The sequence below is a fragment of the Salinifilum ghardaiensis genome (assembly GCF_054491345.1).
Genome location: NZ_CM137101.1, coordinates 2,616,030 through 2,632,234 on the forward strand (window position 1 = coordinate 2,616,030; position 16,205 = coordinate 2,632,234).

The following is a 16,205-nucleotide window of genomic DNA, read 5'->3' on the forward strand; positions in this document are numbered from 1 at the left end:
GGGCGCATACGCTCGGCTGGTCACCATCCTCCGTCCACCCGGGAGTGGATGACCGTGACCGAACAGCACCACGGCCAGCACGAGCACGGACAGCACCGGCACGACCACCGCGGTGCCCGCGGCGGGTCCCGGGCGCTGCGCCTGTGGTCGCGGGTCAAACACGCGGTGGTGCCGCACAGCCACGGCAGCACCGAGAGCGTCGACGAGGCGCTGCAGACCAGCCGCACCGGCATGCGGGCGCTGTGGGTCTCCTTCGCCGGGCTCGCGGCCACCGCACTGCTGCAGGCGGTGCTGCTGTCGATGACCGGTTCGGTGGCGCTGCTGAGCGACACGCTGCACAACCTCGCCGACGCGTTGACCGCCGTCCCGCTGGCGATCGCGTTCCTGCTCGGCCGGCGCGCGGCCACGCGGCGGTTCACCTACGGGCTCGGCCGCAGCGAGGACCTCGCCGGGCTGGTGGTCCTGCTGGTCATGGCCGCCTCGGCCGGGTTGGCCGCCTGGACGGCCCTCGACCGGCTCGTGCACCCGCAACCCCTGCCCCACCTCGGTTGGGTCGCCGCGGCCGGAGTGGTCGGCTTCGCCGGCAACGAGCTGGTGGCCCGCTACCGCATCGTCGTCGGGCGCCGGATCGGCTCGGCCGCGCTGGTCGCCGACGGGCTGCACGCCCGCACCGACGGGTTCACCTCGCTGGGCGTGCTGCTCTCCGCCGGCGGTGCCGCCCTGGGCTGGCAGTGGGCCGACCCGGTGGCCGGGCTGGTGATCACCGCGGCGATCGTGGCCGTGCTCGCCGGGGCGGCCAAGCAGGTCTTCGCCCGGATGCTCGACGCGGTCGACCCCGCCCTGGTCGAGCAGGCCCGTGCCGCGCTCCGCACCACCCCGGGGGTGCGCGGTGTGGGGGCGCTGCGCATGCGCTGGGTCGGGCACCAGCTGCACGCCGAAACCGACCTGGTCGTCGACGCGGAGCTGTCGGTGCTCGAGGCGCACGCCATCACCGCCGACGCCGAACACCGCCTGCTGCACGCCGTCACCCGCCTGGCCCGGGCCACCGTGCACACCGACCCCGCCCCCACCGCCGGGCACGATCCGCACGCGGCGCTCGCCCACCACCGGCAGCGCCCGACCTGACAGCCGCACCGCCACCGGACTCGGGGCCCTGCGGGGTACTCGGCGTTGTTCGTCGACACGCGTTGTCGAGACCTGCGAGTTCGCGTGCCGCTCAGTCGTCCTCGCGTTCGGTTTCGAACTCGACGATCTTGCCGCTGTTCGCATCGACGTCCACGTCGTATTCGAGATTGCCCTCGCGCAGTTCGAGCTCCCACTCGGGGCCGTAGCAGCGGTCGAGCTTGATCTCCGTGACCTCCGCTCCGGAAGCCCGGGTCTTCGCGAGCTGCTCCGCGTTTTTCCCGCTGATGGTGGGCTCGCCGGTGCTGCAGTGCTCGGGCCAGGGGTTGCCGCGGTGCGGCCGGCCTTCCTCGGCGTCGTCCCAGTCGTCACGGTCGTCGTCACGGTCAACGCGGTGATCGGCCTGCGCAGCCGCCGGCTGGACCTGGTCCTGCGGGTCCGGTTCGTTGGCGCCGCCGACGGCGACGGCCGTGCCGCCCAGGCCGAGCAGGCCGCCCGTCACCGCGATCGCGCCGATCAGCTTCTTGCGCATGTGCTCCGCCCTTTCGTCGCGGTCGGCGGCCCCTCGCCGCCGTCGATCACCACAGTCGCAACGCGGCAGCTAAGAGCGCACTACTCGCACACTAAGAAAACGCTAAAAAGCATCACTGCAGGTCACACGAGTGCGCCGAATGCGGTGGCAGCTCGTGCCCCGCCGTGCGGTGCCCCGTCAGCGCTCACGCCGAGCACTACCCGCGGTTCGGCTCCGCGCCCCCGCCTCGCGCCGGGGCATCCGCCCACCGTTCAGCCGGCGGCCTCGCCGGAGGCGTTCGCGGCTGCGGCGTCGGTCTCCTCCGAGTCGTTCCGCCCGGCCGCGGCGGCTTGCCAGCGCCGCAGGTCGGCCTGGGCCTGGTCCAGCTGGGTCTCGGCGCGCTGCGCCCGGGTCAGCGTTTCCCGCCGGGCGGCTTCGACGGCGGCGACGCGCTGCTCGGCGGCCTCGCGTTCCTGCTGCACGAGGTGCTGGGCCTGCTGCCGCTCGCGGCCCAGCGCCTCGTCGTGCTCGCGGCGCAGCCGGTCCGTTTCGGCCTGGGCCTCGCGCAGCTGCTGGCGGGCGGTGTCGCGTTCGGCGCGCAGCTCGTCGCGTTGCTGCTCGACGGTGTCGCGGGCCTGTTCGGCCCGCACCGCGCGGTCGTGGGCGGTGTCGCGGTCGGCTGCTGCGGCGGCGATGTCGTCGCGGGCCTGCTGCTGGGCGGCCTCGGCGGTCTCGCGTGCCTCGGTGCGGGCCTGTTCGGCGGCGGCTTCCGCGTCGGCGGCGCGCTGGTCGGCCTCGCGGGCCGCGGCGTCGATGGCCACGTCGGCCTCGTTGCGGGCGGTTTCGACCTGCTCGGCCGCGTCGGCCTCGGCGCGGCTCGCGCGCTGCTCGGCGGCCTGCTGGTCGGCTTGGGCCTGTTCGGCCTGCTGCCGCGCGGTTTCGGCGTCGGCGCGCGCCGCGTCGCGGTCGGTCTCGGCCTGCTGCTGGGCCGTCTCGGCCTGCTCGGCGCGGTGCAGCGCGGTGGCCAGTTCCTGCTCGGCCCGGGCGACGCGGCCGGCCGCGTCGGCGTGGGCGGCGCGCACCTGGGCGTCGGCCGTGCTGGGGTCGGTGAGGCCGTCGAGGTGTTCCAGCGCACCGTGCAGGGTGCGGGAGAGCTGCTCGGAGAGGCTGCGGTACTGGCGCAGCAGTTCGGCGGTGTGCAGCCGGGTGGCCTCCCGGTCGGAGGTGGCGCCGTCCGCGCCGGCCTCGCCGCCGGTGGTCTCGCCCGCGCGGCGTTGCCGCTCCTTCCACGCGCGCCAGCGGGTGTGCTCGGGCAGGTCGCAGTACTCCGGGGGGCGTCCGGGCCCGGAGGCGGCGGCCACGGGACGGTCGCAGCCGGGGAACTTGCACACGCCCGCGGTGTCGACCTCGGCCTCGCTCACGGTGGCCGACGCTAGCAGGGTGATCGCCCCGGCAGGGGCGGTGGGCACGCCGGCTGGCAGGATCTCCGCGTGCGCTTCTACGCCGATTTGCACATCCACGCGAAGTACGCGCGGGCCTGCAGCAAGGACGGGACGCTGCCGAACCTGGCCTGGTGGGCGCGGCGCAAGGGAGTTGCGCTGCTCGGCACCGGCGACATCACCCATCCGGCCTGGTTCGCGCACGCGCAGGAGATGCTGACGCCGGCCGAGGAGCCGGGGCTGTACCGGCTGCGGGACGACGTCGACGCCGAGGTGCTGGCCACCCTGCCGGAGTCGTGCCGCGGGACGGTGCGGTTCGCGCTGTCGGTGGAGATCTCCACGATCTACAAGGCCGGCGGGCACACCCGCAAGGTGCACCACCTGTGCTACCTGCCGGACTTCGCCGCGGCGGAGCGGTTCATCGCGCGGCTGTCGACGATCGGCAACCTCGCCTCGGACGGGCGGCCGATCCTCGGGCTGGATTCCCGCGACTTGCTGGAGATCACCCTCGAATCCGGCGACGGGGCGTACCTGGTGCCGGCGCACATCTGGACGCCGTGGTTCGCCGCGCTCGGCTCCAAGGCCGGGTTCGATTCGCTCGACGAGTGCTACCGGGACCTGGCCGGGCACGTCTTCGCCGTGGAGACGGGGTTGTCGTCGGATCCGGAGATGAACTGGCGCGTGTCCGGGTTGGACCGCTACACGCTGGTGAGCTATTCGGATGCGCACTCGCCGCCGATGGTCGCGCGCGAGGCGACAGCGTTCGACGTGGAGCTGGACTACTTCGCGGTGAAGTCCGCGCTGGAAACCGGCCGCGGCTACGCCGGCACGGTGGAGTTCTTCCCCGAGGAGGGCAAGTACCACCTCGACGGGCACCGCGGCTGCGGGCTGCGCTGCGCCCCGGAGGACACCGCCGCGCACGGCGGGGTGTGCCCCGACTGCGGCAAGGCGCTGACGGTCGGGGTGCTCAACCGGGTCGCGGCGGTGGCCGACCGGCCCGCCGGGGCGCGCCCGCAGGGCGCGGTGGACTACCGCAACCGCATCCCGCTACCGGAGATCATCGGCGAGCTGCGCGGCGTGGGGCCCAAGAGCAAGACGGTGTTCGCGGAAACCTCCCGGGTGACCGCCGCGTTCGGGCCGGAGCTGCACGTGCTCGACGAGGTGCCGGTCGAGCAGTTGGCCGGGCACGATCCCGCGTTGGGTGAGGCGATCCGTCGGCTGCGTGCCGGGCGGGTGCGCCGCGAGGCCGGCTTCGACGGGCAGTACGGGGTGATCCGCCTGTTCGACCCGGGCGAGGCGGCCGAGTGGGGCGGGTCCGCGTTAGCCCTGTTCGACGCGCCGACCCCCACCGTGCCGGCCCGGCGCGCTGCGGACGCGCCGGGCGGGGCTGCGGCGCCAGCCGGGGCGGGCGAGCACGCGGATGCGGCCACCGGCGGCAGGGAGGCTGCCGAGGAGCCCCCCGGTCAGGCCGCGCCCGCCCGCCCGGGCGTCGCGGTCGGCGCTGAGCAGACCGGTGACGGCACGGAACCCCCGGAGCCGGACGCGGTCGCGGCGACGGGCCTGCTGGCCGGGTTGGACGGTGCGCAGGCCGCGGCCGCGGCCTGCGCCGGCGGGCCGCTGCTGATCGTGGCCGGACCGGGCACGGGCAAGACCCGCACGGTCACCCACCGGCTGGCGCACCTGGTCGCCGAGCGCGGCGCGGACCCGCGGACGTGCCTGGCGGTCACGTTCACCCGCCGCGCCGCGGCGGAGATGCGGCAGCGCTTGGAGGGGCTGCTCGGTGCTCCGGCCGCGGAGATGACGGTGACCACGTTCCACGGCCTGGCGCTGCGGATCCTGCGCGAGCACGCCGACGCGGCGGGGCTCACCGCCGGGTTCGGCATCGCCGACGCGGCCGTGCAGCACGACCTGCGGCTGGCGCTGGCCGGCGACCAGGGCGGGGCGCGGCGGCTGGCGGACGCGGCCGGCCGCGTCCGGCTGGGCGAGCCGGTCGAGGAGGACGTGGCCGCGCTGGTGCGGCGCTACCACCAGGCGCTGGCCGAGCGCGACCTGGTCGACTTCGACGGGCTGCTGGACGCGGCGGTGGCCGTGCTCGCCGAGCACCCGCAGGCCGCCGCGGCGTGGCGGGACCGGTTCGCGTGGATCACCGTCGACGAGTACCAGGACGTCGACGCGGTGCAGTACCGGCTGCTGCGGCAGCTGGCCCCGCCGGAGGGCAACGTGACCGCCATCGGCGACCCGGACCAGGCGATCTACGCCTTCCGCGGCGCCGACGTGGGCTACTTCCTGCGGTTCACCGCGGACTTCCCCACCGCGCGGGTGTGCCACCTGCAGCGCAACTACCGCAGCGGGGCGCACATCCTCACCGCGGCGCAGCGGGCGGTGGCGGCGTCGACGTTCGTGCCGGACCGGGTGCTGGCCGCGGCCGGGGACCGGCCGGCGCACCGGATCGTGCGGCACACCGCCGCCGACGAGCACGCCGAGGCGGCCTACATCGCCGGCACGGTCGAGCAGCTGCTCGGCGGGGCGTCGTTCCACGCGTTGGACGCGGGTCGGGCCAGCGGGCACGAGCGCGGCGGGTTCGGTTTCGGCGACGTCGCCGTGCTCTACCGCACCGAGGCGCAGGCGCACGCCCTGGCCGAGGCGTTGGACCGGCAGGGCCTGCCGGTGCAGCGCCGTTCGCACGAGCGGCTGGCCCAGCGCACCGGGGTGCGGCTGGTCACCGACGAACTCGCCCGCGCCGGCGGGGGCGCCGCGGACGACGTGGTCACCGGGATGCGGCGGGCGGCCGAGGTGGTGGCCGGGCGGGTGCCGGACGAGACGGCCGCGCAGGTGCACCACGCGGTGGATCTGCTGCTGCCGCTGGCCCGCCGCTGCCGCGACGTGACCGAGCTGGCCCGCGAGGTCGCGCTCGGCGCGGAGGTCGACGTGCTGGACCCGCGGGCCGAGGCGGTGTGCCTGCTGACGCTGCACGCGGCCAAGGGCCTGGAGTTCCCGGTGGTGTTCCTGGCCGGCTGCGAGGACGGGCTGCTGCCGCTGTCGTGGCCGCAGTCCCCGCCGGACGAGCAGGCGCTCGCCGAGGAGCGGCGGCTGGTGTTCGTGGGCATGACCCGCGCGCACGAGCGGTTGTACCTCACCGGTGCGGCGCGCCGCGGCGGTCGCGACCGGCGCCGCAGCCCGTTGCTGGACGGGTTGGGCGATGCGGTCGTCGATGCGCAGCCGGTGCGGCGCCAGCCGCGGCCGCGGCAGCTGAGCCTGCTGTGACTCCTCGACGGCCTGGGGGTGCCGCCGCGGCTGCCTGACCCGACCGCCCGGGTCGTCCGGGCGGGGCCGCGGGGGTGCCCCAACTCACCCCTCACCCGCCGGATCGCGGCGTGACCAGGGGTTTCGCCGGGGCGGGTGGGCCGGGTCGGCGCGGGTGGTACGTTGTCGTTCGCCAGTCGAACTCACGCGCGACGTGAGTCAGGGAATCCGGTGCGAATCCGGAACTGACGCGCAGCGGTGTGGGCGACGGGCGGAACACGGAGTCGTGGAACGGCCCCGGGCTCAGCCACTGGAGCACGCCCTCCGGGAAGGCGTTCCGCCCGGAAGACCCCGAGTCCGAAGACCTGCTGGCTCCCGGCCCGCGCGGCCGGGTCTTGTCATGCACCCGCGGGCCCGCGTCTCGGCCCCTTCGACACCGAGGAGCGTTCGTGCGCTTGCTGTCGGCACTGCACCGCCTCGCTCTGCCGTTGTCCCTGCTGTCCGCGCTCGCGCTGCTGGCCGGCTGCGGTACCGCAGCGGCGCCGCAGCAGCAACCGCCCGCCCCCGGCTACCCCCGCGCCGTGGACAACTGCGGCACGCGCACCGAACTGGACCGGCCGCCGCAGCGGGTCGTGTCGCTGAACCAGGGCACCACGGAGATCCTGCTGGCGCTCGGGCTGGGCGACCGCATCGTGGGCACGTCCATGTGGACCGACCCGCTGCCGCAGGAACTGGCCGCGGCGAACGCGTCGGTGCCGCGCCTGGCCGACGACATGCCGTCGTTCGAGTCGGTGCTGGCCGCCGAACCCGACTTCGTCACCGCCTCGTTCGTGTCCACCCTCGGCCCCGGCGGGGTCGCCACGCGGGGACAGTTCGCCGAGCTCGGCGTGAACAGCTACCTCTCCCCCGCCGACTGCGCCAAGGACAACAGCGGCTCCGGCGACGGGCGGCGGCAGCACCCGCTGTCGATGCAGACCCTCTACCGCGAGGTCCGCGAGCTGGCGGAGCTGTTCGACGTGCCCCGGCGCGGCGAACGACTCGTCGCCGACCTGCAGGCACGCATGGACCGCGCCACCCGCGGCCTCGACGCCTCCGGCACGTCGCTGATGTTCTGGTTCGCCAACTCCGAGTCGCCCTACCTGGCGGGCTGCTGCGGCGCGCCGGGCATCATCACCGACCAGGTCGGCGCGCGCAACGCCTTCGCCGACACGCACGCGGAGTGGCCGCAGATCAACTGGGAGACCGTGGCCGAGCGCAACCCGGACGTGCTCGTGCTCGGCGACCTCTCGCGCCGGTCGGAGACGGCCGAGACCGCGCGCGCCAAGATCGCCTTCCTCGAGTCGCACCCGGCCACGGCCCACATGGACGCGGTCGAGAACCACCGGTACGTGCGGCTGAGCGGGCAGGCGATGAACCCGTCGATCCGCACCGTGGCCGGAGTGGAGAAGGTCGCCGCCAAGCTGCGCGAGTTCGGGCGCGACCGGTGAGCGCGGCCGGGACGACCCGCGCGGCCCGGCGCGCGTGGCTGCCGCTGTTGCTGGTGGTGGGGCTGGCCGCGCTGGCGGGATCGGTGGCCGTGGCCATCACCATCGGCCCGGCCGAGATCCGCGTCGGCGACGTGTACGCCACCGTGGCCGCCCGCCTCGGGCTCGGCGAGTCCTCGCTGTCGCTGATCCGCGAGGGCATCGTGTGGAACCTGCGGCTGCCGCGCACGCTGCTGGCCGCGGTGTGCGGCGCGGGCCTGGCCACCTGCGGGGCGATCATGCAGTCGCTGCTGCGCAACCCGCTGGCCGACCCGTTCGTGCTGGGCGTGTCCTCCGGCGCGTCGACCGGGGCGGTGCTGGTGCTCGTGCTCGGCTTCGGCGGCGGGGCGGTGTCGATGTCGGCCGGCGCGTTCGCCGGCGCGATCGTCTCGTTCACCCTCGTGCTGGTGCTGGCGCACCTGCTCGGCGGCACCACCGACCGGGTGGTGCTGGCCGGGGTGGCGGCGATGCAGCTGTTCTCGGCGCTGACCTCGTTCATCGTGCTCACCTCGGCCGACGCGCAGACCACGCGCGGGGTGATGTTCTGGCTGCTGGGGTCGCTGGGCAACGCCGCCTGGACCGAGGTGGCCACGTGCACCGCGGCGCTGGCGGTGGCGCTGGTGCTCTGCGGCGGCCACGCCCGGTCGCTGGACGCGTTCGCCTTCGGCGAGGACGCCGCGGCCGCTCTCGGCGTGGCGGTGGCCCGCACGCGGCTGGTGCTGCTGTGCACCACGGCGCTGCTCACGGCGGTGGTCGTCAGCGCCGTCGGCGCGATCGGGTTCGTCGGCCTGGTGCTGCCGCACGCCGCGCGCGCCGTGGCGGGGGCGAACCACGCGCGGCTGCTGCCGGTGACGGCGCTGGCCGGGGCGGTGTTCCTGGTGTGGGTGGACACCCTCGGCCGCACGCTGCTCGACCCGCAGGAGATCCCCGTGGGCGTGATGACCGCGCTGATCGGCGTGCCCGCGTTCGTGCTCATCCTCTACCGCGCCCGGGAGACGCGATGACCGGTGACGGACTGGCCGCGGACCGCGTGACCCGCACGCTCGGCGGCGCGCTCGTCCTCGACGGGGTGAGCCTCACCCCGCAGGAGGGTTCCACCGTCGGCGTGCTCGGACCGAACGGGTCCGGCAAGTCGACGCTGCTGCGGCTGCTGGCCGGGGTGCTCTCCCCGACCGCGGGAGTGGTCACGCTGGACGGCCGCGCGCTCGCGGACCTCGGCCGCCGCGCCGTGGCCCGGCGAGTGGCGGTGGTCGAGCAGCACAGCGACACGCAGGTGCCGCTGTCCGTGGTCGAGGTGGTGCGGCTGGGCCGCATCCCGCACCGCCGGCCGTGGCAGCCCGCCTCGGCCGCCGACGAGACCGCGGTGCAGGACGCGCTGGAGCGCACCGGCTTGGCCGGCAAGGCCGACCGGCGGTGGCAGACGCTGTCCGGCGGGGAGCGCCAACGGGTGCAGATCGCCCGCGCCCTGGCGCAGCAGCCGCGGGAGCTGCTGCTGGACGAGCCGACGAACCACCTGGACATCCAGCACCAGTTCGACCTGCTGAACCTGTTCGTCGACCTGCCGACGACGACCGTGGTGGCGCTGCACGACCTCAACGTCGCCGCGATGTACTGCGACCACGTCGTCGTGCTCGACCAGGGCCGCGTCGTCGCCGCCGGGGAGCCGCACGCGGTGCTCACCGCCGAGCGCATCGCCGAGGTGTGGGGCGTGACCGCGGTGGTCACGCACGAACCCGAGGGATACCCGCACGTGCGGTTCGTGCCCGCGCGCCGCGACGCGCGGGCCGCCGCGCCCTCCGGGTAGGCCGGGTGCCGGTTCCCGGTTTCATGCAGTGCTGCGGAGCGGGCGCATCGGCGCGCTGCGCCGCACGTGCAGGAACCCGTCGAGCGCGTCGCGCACCGACGGGCCGGTGACGTGGTGGTCCGCATCGGCGGCAGGGTCGTAGTGCGGGCCGACGAGCCGGGTCCGCCAGGGTCCGTCGAGCCAGTCCTGCACCGCCGGCGGGGTCTCGACGTCCCGGAGTGGGAGCGAGCCGGCGTCGATCACCGACAGCGGCGCCTCGGTGAACTGGGCAGGGGTCGGCGGGACCGATCCGTCGTCGACTTCCCCGACGGTGGCCGCGACCGCGACGCAGCCGTCGCCGAGCTCGGCGCGGAGGTGCCCGCCGGAACTGCGGTGCGTGCCGCCGCCGGGGCGAGTCCGCGGTGGCAGCCCCTCGCGACGCTGAGCTGGCGAATCCCGCCGCCCCGCCCATCCGTCCGGGTGAGCTGGCTGGCCGACTCCAGTGTGGAGTGCCACCGTAACTCCGCCGGTGCGGGCGCGGCGGTGCGCCGACCGGCGACATGTCAGTGCACATCACACGAGTTGGAGAACGACGTGCGCACACTACTGCGATCCGCCGGCATCCTCGCCCTGTCCGGAGTGCTGATCAGCCTCGCGGCCCTGGCCTTCCGCAAACAGCCCCGAAAGTCTTGACGGTCCGCCCCTGCGAAGGTGACGGCTCTCCCGCTGAAAGCCCCGGACGGACACCACCGTCCGGGGTGGCGAGCACACCGGAAGACCGCGTCGTCCCCCACCCCGGACGCGGCACCGAGCGGGGCGGCGCTGCCGGCACCGCAGGGCCTCACCCGCCGCGCGCCGCAGCAGCGCCGGCGTCGGTGACGGTGCCGGCGGTGCCGTCGACGGTGACCCGCTGCCCGTCGACGAGGCGGCGGGTCGCGCCGAAAACACCGATGACGGCGGGGATGCCGTACTCGCGGGCCACGGTGGGCCCGTGCGCGTTGGGCCCGCCGCTTTCGGTGACCACCCCGCCGGCGGTCAGGAACAGATGCGTCCACCCCGGGTCGGTGGTCGCGGCGACGAGGACGTCGCCCGGATCGATCCGCGCCGTGCGCGGGTCGGACAGCACCCGAGCGGTGCCGGTGACGCGTCCCGGCGCGCCGGAGGTGCCCCGCAACGCGCCGTCACCGCCGTCCTCGGGGGCGAGCAGCTCCGGTTCGGTGCCGTCGGACAGCAGCAGTTCGGGCACGCGGGGCCGACGCTGTTCCCGCGCGTGCTCGGCGCGGCGCTGCGCGACCAGCGCGCGGTGGTCGACGCCGCCGTCGACGGCGGCGCGGACTTCGAGCACCTCGAGGAACAGCACGTCCTCGGCGGTGTCGAGCCGCCCGGCGGCGGCGAGTTCGGCGCCGACGGCCAGCAGCTGCTCGCGGACCTCGCCGATGAGGTGGGACCAGGCGGACTTCGGCAGCTCCCGCAGCCCGGACAGGGCGCGGGCGCGGCGCATGCAGAACCCGGCCAGCCGGGCCCGCAGCGGCCGCTCGCCCCGGGCGCGCTCCACCACGTCGTCCAGGGTGGCCTCGGCCTCGGCCGCCGCGGTGGCGTAGCGGCGATCGGGCGCCTCGGACGGGTCGGTCACGCGCAGGTAGTTGGCCAGCGCGGTGAACACGGGCGTGGGGTCCTCGCGCCAGCGGGGCGTGCCCACGTCCACTTCGGCCGCGGCGCGGTGCCCGTAGCGGGCCAGGAACGCCGCCAGCCCGAGGTCGGGCAGCCGGCCCCGCTGGTAGTCGGCGGCCAGCTGCTGCGGCGGGGTGTTCGTCAGCAGTTCGCGGTGCGCGGCGGCGTCGCGGGCCAGCCGCCACAGGGCCAGGTCCATGTCCGTGGTCGGGTTGTGCGGCATGCCCCGCAGCACCGCGTCGACCTCGCCGTCGGCGGCGATGCCGGACAGCAGCCCGTGCGGGGCCTTGCCCGCGGCGAGCCCGGCGTGCAGCGGCCACAGCATGCGCTCGAACACCCGCGGGGTGAACAGGCGCTGGTGGGCGGTGTCGACGAACTGCAGCCGCTCGTGCGCGCTCGCCCCGTCGCCGGGCCCGCGCACGCGCATCACCACCTCGGCCGCGGCGAACGCGCGGGCGCGGGCCGCGGCAGGGCGGGCCAGGGCGCGGGCCGTGCCGCTGGTCAGGGACGGTCCGAGTCGCCGCAGGAACCGGGCCACGCCGCGCAGCCGCACCGGCAGCCGCCGCGTCGGGGCGAACCGCGGGTCCTCGAGCACGGCGGCCAGCCCCGCCGCGGCGGTGGGGCCCTGCTGGGTGCGCATTCCCCCGACCAGGCCGGCGCGTCCCGCGCCGGCGCGCACGAACGCGGTCATGTCGACGAACAGGCGCCCGCCGATCACCGGCATGCTCTCGCCGACGTGGTCGGCCTCGGCCAGGCCGAACGCGTCGTAGGCGACGGCGGCGGCCTGCGTCATCAGCGCCGCGCCCATCGGGGTGAACGGGCGGCGCATGCCCTGCACGTGGCTGGCGTTGAGGTACACCCGCGGTCCGGGGCGACTCGTCTCCGGCGGCAACGGGTACGGGGTGGTGATCGGGCGGGCCTGCAGCAGCCACAGCGCGCCGTCGCCGTCGATCGTCCACTCCACGTCCTGCGGTGCGGGCCACTGCCGCGCCAGTCGGCGTCCCACCCGCCGCAGCTGCTGCAGCTGCGGCGGTGCGAGGCAGCCGTGCGGGGCGGGCGCGGAGGTGTCGGCGTGGGCGAGCACGTAGTGGTCGCCGGTGACGGTGCCGTCGACCACGCGGCTGCCGGGCCCGGGCGCGGCGTCGACGGTCATCTCGCCGCGGCTGCCGGTCAGCGGGTTGGCGGTGAACAGCACCCCGGACACGGCCGCCGGGATCATGCGCTGCACCACCACGGCCATGCGCGGCACCGGCAGGTCGTGGTGGGCGCGGTAGGCGGTGGCGCGGTCGGTGCGCAGCGACTCCCAGCACTGCTGCACCGCGGTGTGCAGCTGCCCCGCCCCGGTGACGTCGCAGACGGTGGTGTGCTGGCCGGCGACGCTGGCCTGCGGCAGGTCTTCGGTGGTGGCGCTGGAGCGCACGGCCACGGGCCCGCCGCCGAGGCGGTCGTAGGCGGCGGCGATCTGCTCGCGCAGGTCCTCGTCGAGGCCGGTGGCCTCGGTGGTGATGCAGAACCCGTCGGGCACGCGTTCCCCGGCGGCGCGCAGCCGGGCCAGCCCGGCGGCCTTGCCGCCGACGAGCGGCTGCGCGGCGGGGTCGACGGCGTCGAGGTCGACGACGAGCACGGGCGGTCCTCTCCCCGGCAGCGCTGCGCGGTGCTGTCCTCTGTGACCACCGCCGCGCGGAAGAGCGGTGGTGTTTCCGAACCGGACACTGCTCCCGCCGCGGGCAGCCGTCAACCACCGGCTGCGGCGAGTGCTCGCCGCCGCACTGGCGCGGCGGCTAGGGTCGGCGGCGATCATCCGCGGTCCGAACTCCGGCGCAGGAGGCGCAGCCATGGCCCAGTACGGCGACTTCCAGCACGAGATCTACCTCGGCGGTCTGTCCGGTCAGATGCCGACCTACCCGGTGGACGTGCCCTCCCTGGAGCGCAAGGCCGCCGAAGTCCTGCCGTGGTGGGTGCACTCCTACGTCGCCGGCGGGGCGGGCGACGAGAACACCCAGCAGCGCAACACCACCGAGTTCCACCGGTGGGGCCTGGTGCCGCGCATGCTCAACGGCGCCTACGAACGCGACCTGTCGGTGACGCTGTTCGGCCACACCTGGCCGCACCCGCTGTTCCTCGCCCCGATCGGCGTGCTCGGACTGTGCTCGCAGGACTTCCACGGCGACCTGGCCACCGCGCGCGCCTGCGCCCGCACCGGCGTGCCGTTGAGCACCTCCACCCTCACCCAGGACCCGCTGGAGGACGTGGCCGCGGCCCTCGACGGCACGCCGGGGATGTTCCAGCTGTACCCGCCGAAGGACGAGGAGCTGATGCTCAGCCTCGTCCACCGCGCCGAACGCGCCGGCTACCAGGCGCTGGTGGTCACTGTGGACACGTGGGTGCCCGGGTGGCGCCCGCGGGACCTCAACCGGGCGAACTTCCCCCAGCTGCGCGGCTACTGCCTGAGCAACTACACCAGCGATCCCGCGTTCGCCCGCCTGTGCGGCGACGTCGAGGATCCGCGCGCGGTGGTGCAGGCGTGGGCGTCGGTGTTCGGCAAGTCCCTCGGCTGGGCCGATGTGGACCTGCTGCGCCGCAGCACGAACCTGCCCATCGTGCTCAAGGGGCTGCAGCACCCCGAGGACGTGCGCCGCGCCCGCGACCACGGGGTGGACGGCATCTACTGCTCCAACCACGGCGGGCGGCAGGCCAACGGCGGCGTTCCCGCGCTGCAGCTGCTGCCGGACGTCGTCGACGCCGCCGGAGACCTGCCCGTGCTGTTCGACTCGGGCGTGCGCAGCGGCACCGACGCGGTCAAGGCGCTGGCCCTGGGCGCCTCCGCGGTCGGCCTCGGCCGCCCCTACGCCTACGCCCTCGCCGTCGGCGGGGCCGACGCGGTGGCGCACCTGCTGCGGTCGGTGCTGGCCGAGGCGGACCTGCTGCTGGCCATCGACGGCTACCCCGACCTGCAGGCGCTGCGGCAGGCCGGACTGCGCCGCGTCGACTGACCCGTCGCGGCGCGGCCCCGTCCCGAAAGGGGGCACCACCGGGTCAACCGTGCTCGTCCAGGTGGGCGAGCACGAACCGGGCGCGGTCGTCGACGGGGGCCTGCGGCAGCCTCCGCACCGTGTAGCCGTGCTCGGTGTAGGCCGCGTGCAGGGCGTGTTCGGTCGCCGCGGCTTCCTCGGCCGACTGGGTGCGCTGCGCGTCGCGCGCGTAGATCTGCGGCCAGAACGGTGCGAGGAACACCTGCCGGTGGTAGCGCAGCTGTGCGGCCGCGGCGGTGATGTGGGCGGGCACGGCGCTCCCGCGCAGCCGCAGGAACCCGGCGATGTCGACCACGCCGCGGTCGAAGAACACCCGCCCGGGCTGCTGCTCGGCCAGCCGGTAGGAGCGCAGTTCCCAGCACAGCATGTGCTCGGCGAACAGCACCGCATCCCGCCACGGCAGCGCGGGACCGCCCAGGTCCTGCTGTTCGGCGATGACCGCGCGGCCGGCTTCGTGCGAGCGGGCGTGGCCCCAGGTCTGCAGCCGTTCGACCAGGCTGGTCTTGCCGCTTCCCGGCCCGCCGGTGATGACGACGAAACGCTCGGACATGCTCCTCCTCTCCTCGCTGGGTCCTCGCCGAGCCCGTGGCGCGGCGCCGCCGGTCCGTGCGCCGCGCCACGGGCTCGGCGGTCACAGCGGGTCGTGCGTGGGCTGCTCCGCGCCGCGGCGGGACCGCCACCGGTTGCGGGCGCGGCGGGTGACCACGACGGGATAGGCGGCGGCCAGCCCGCCGGCCAGGGACGCCGAGATCACCAGCGGCAGCACGAGGCCGTGGTGGAACACCAGCGCGCCGCCGAGGGCAGCGCCGCCGAAGATCGACAGCACCACGCCGACGCGGCGGCCCAGCCGCGGATTGCGCTTGCCGGCCAGGAACGAGTCGGCGGCCAGGTCCGCCAGGGTGAGCGTGATCAGCGTCGTGGTCATGTCCGCCACGCCGAGCTTGCGCACCGTGGCGTTGCGAAAGCCCATCGCCAGCGCCAGCAGCGCCACCAGCACCGCCGCCGTGGACGGGGAGAGGTGCGGGGAGGAGGCGCTGCTCACGGCGGCGACCGCGGCCGCGCCGGTCAGCGCGGCCGCTTCCACGACGAGCGCGGTGCTCACCCATCGGAAGCGCTCGTGCCCCAGCGCGGTGTGCAACCTCCCGCCGCCGGCCGCGCCGAGCAGGAAACCGGTCAGGGCGAGTGCGCCGAAGCAGAGGGAGAAGCCGGGCACCTGGGCGGTCGACAGCCCCAGCACCACCACGTTCCCGGTCATCTTCCCCAGGAACAGCCGGCCGAGCCCGAGGTAGCTGACCGCGTCGATGATACCGCTGATCACCGTCAGCCCCATCAACGCGGGGGGCAGTCCCTGCCGGCCGGCGGATTCCCGCTCGGCCCGCACCTCCGGGGGAGGTGCGGACTTCCGCCGCGTGCCGCCATCTTCCGTTCGCGTCGACGCAGTGCGCACCGTGCCCAACATCCTTCGCAGGAACAACGCGGGGACCGTGCTCGACGCCATTGGGGAGCACCGGGAACGCGCGGACGGGTCCGCGTCCGCGGTTCGCCCTTCGTGATCGAGACAGTCGCAGACTACGGCCGCGCGGCACGGCGATCAACGCAACTGCGGCAGCACCACCCGACGGAACGAAGAATCGAAACCGCAGGGAACGGCGGTGCGATCAACGCGGGAACACCGCGTGGCCACGCCGCGGGCGCGGCGGTGGCCGAAAGCGCGGTCCGCTCCGCGGCACCCCCGCGCATTTCACCCGATCCGGGAACGGCGAGTGAGATCGGTGAGGTGTGCCCCGTCCACCGGGCGGGTATTCCGCAGGTGATGCGGTGCCGCCGCGGTGCACCCCCGCGGCGGCGTCCGTACGGTGAGGGATTGCCGGGTGGCCGTGG

The 16,205-nt window shown here is 75.2% G+C and carries 12 protein-coding genes and 1 riboswitch; of the genes, 6 read left to right on the plus strand and 6 right to left on the minus strand.

Going from position 1 to position 16,205, the window contains the following annotated elements; all coding sequences use genetic code 11:
- Window positions 1–48: 48 nt before the first annotated feature.
- Entirely contained in the window at window positions 49–1,125 is a 1,077-nt protein-coding gene (locus ACVGV0_RS12025) for a cation diffusion facilitator family transporter (protein ID WP_459155752.1), read from the plus strand.
- Window positions 1,126–1,216: 91 nt separating this feature from the next.
- Here the strand turns inward: ACVGV0_RS12025 and ACVGV0_RS12030 are convergent, their stop codons facing one another.
- Window positions 1,217–1,654 (minus strand): PepSY domain-containing protein, encoded by a 438-nt coding sequence (locus ACVGV0_RS12030; RefSeq protein ID WP_459155753.1) that lies wholly within the window; start codon window positions 1,652–1,654, stop codon window positions 1,217–1,219.
- Between the two features lie 251 nt (window positions 1,655–1,905).
- Window positions 1,906–3,054, minus strand: a complete 1,149-nt coding sequence (locus ACVGV0_RS12035; RefSeq protein ID WP_459155754.1) for a hypothetical protein — start codon at window positions 3,052–3,054, stop codon at window positions 1,906–1,908.
- 69 nt (window positions 3,055–3,123) lie between these two features.
- Here ACVGV0_RS12035 and ACVGV0_RS12040 point away from each other — a divergent pair, with 69 nt between their 5' ends.
- From ACVGV0_RS12040 to ACVGV0_RS12055, 4 genes are all read left to right on the plus strand, one after another.
- Window positions 3,124–6,336 carry a UvrD-helicase domain-containing protein gene (locus ACVGV0_RS12040; RefSeq protein ID WP_459155755.1) on the plus strand — a complete coding sequence of 1,071 codons (3,213 nt, stop codon included), beginning with the start codon at window positions 3,124–3,126 and terminating at the stop codon, window positions 6,334–6,336.
- A gap of 156 nt (window positions 6,337–6,492) precedes the next feature.
- Window positions 6,493–6,702, plus strand: a riboswitch (cobalamin riboswitch).
- 62 nt (window positions 6,703–6,764) lie between these two features.
- Window positions 6,765–7,802, plus strand: a complete 1,038-nt coding sequence (locus ACVGV0_RS12045) for an ABC transporter substrate-binding protein (protein WP_459155756.1) — start codon at window positions 6,765–6,767, stop codon at window positions 7,800–7,802.
- The gene (locus tag ACVGV0_RS12050) at window positions 7,799–8,842 is read left to right on the plus strand and encodes a FecCD family ABC transporter permease (protein ID WP_459155757.1); all 1,044 of its coding nucleotides are present in this window, start codon (window positions 7,799–7,801) and stop codon (window positions 8,840–8,842) included. The genes ACVGV0_RS12045 and ACVGV0_RS12050 overlap by 4 nt, the downstream gene beginning before the upstream one ends.
- Window positions 8,839–9,642, plus strand: coding sequence for an ABC transporter ATP-binding protein (locus ACVGV0_RS12055; RefSeq protein ID WP_459155758.1), 804 nt, complete (start codon window positions 8,839–8,841; stop codon window positions 9,640–9,642). The genes ACVGV0_RS12050 and ACVGV0_RS12055 overlap by 4 nt, the downstream gene beginning before the upstream one ends.
- Before the next feature lie 21 nt (window positions 9,643–9,663).
- Here the strand turns inward: ACVGV0_RS12055 and ACVGV0_RS12060 are convergent, their stop codons facing one another.
- Both ACVGV0_RS12060 and ACVGV0_RS12065 read right to left on the minus strand, forming a co-directional pair.
- Complete coding sequence (locus ACVGV0_RS12060) at window positions 9,664–10,137, minus strand: erythromycin esterase family protein (protein ID WP_459155759.1); 474 nt, start codon at window positions 10,135–10,137, stop codon at window positions 9,664–9,666.
- 325 nt (window positions 10,138–10,462) lie between these two features.
- Window positions 10,463–12,916, minus strand: coding sequence for a PEP/pyruvate-binding domain-containing protein (locus tag ACVGV0_RS12065; protein ID WP_459155760.1), 2,454 nt, complete (start codon window positions 12,914–12,916; stop codon window positions 10,463–10,465).
- A gap of 211 nt (window positions 12,917–13,127) precedes the next feature.
- Between ACVGV0_RS12065 and ACVGV0_RS12070 the strand changes: the two genes are divergently transcribed.
- The gene (locus ACVGV0_RS12070) at window positions 13,128–14,285 is read left to right on the plus strand and encodes an alpha-hydroxy-acid oxidizing protein (protein WP_459155761.1); all 1,158 of its coding nucleotides are present in this window, start codon (window positions 13,128–13,130) and stop codon (window positions 14,283–14,285) included.
- A 43-nt stretch (window positions 14,286–14,328) separates the two neighbouring features.
- On the opposite strand, the gene ACVGV0_RS12075 is transcribed toward ACVGV0_RS12070, so the two are convergent.
- Window positions 14,329–14,874: an AAA family ATPase gene (locus ACVGV0_RS12075; protein ID WP_459155762.1), complete on the minus strand. Its 546-nt coding sequence runs from the start codon at window positions 14,872–14,874 to the stop codon at window positions 14,329–14,331.
- Window positions 14,875–14,955: 81 nt separating this feature from the next.
- Window positions 14,956–15,771 carry a YoaK family protein gene (locus tag ACVGV0_RS12080; RefSeq protein WP_459155763.1) on the minus strand — a complete coding sequence of 272 codons (816 nt, stop codon included), beginning with the start codon at window positions 15,769–15,771 and terminating at the stop codon, window positions 14,956–14,958.
- Window positions 15,772–16,205 lie beyond the last annotated feature (434 nt).

Bases quoted from the DNA above. Each gene is read 5' to 3' on its own strand.
- ACVGV0_RS12025 (WP_459155752.1), top strand. From the start codon at position 49: ATGACCGTGACCGAACAGCACCACGGCCAGCACGAGCACGGACAGCAC.
- ACVGV0_RS12030 (WP_459155753.1), bottom strand. From the start codon at position 1,654: ATGCGCAAGAAGCTGATCGGCGCGATCGCGGTGACGGGCGGCCTGCTC.
- ACVGV0_RS12055 (WP_459155758.1), top strand. From the start codon at position 8,839: ATGACCGGTGACGGACTGGCCGCGGACCGCGTGACCCGCACGCTCGGC.
- ACVGV0_RS12070 (WP_459155761.1), top strand. From the start codon at position 13,128: ATGGCCCAGTACGGCGACTTCCAGCACGAGATCTACCTCGGCGGTCTG.
- ACVGV0_RS12075 (WP_459155762.1), bottom strand. From the start codon at position 14,874: ATGTCCGAGCGTTTCGTCGTCATCACCGGCGGGCCGGGAAGCGGCAAG.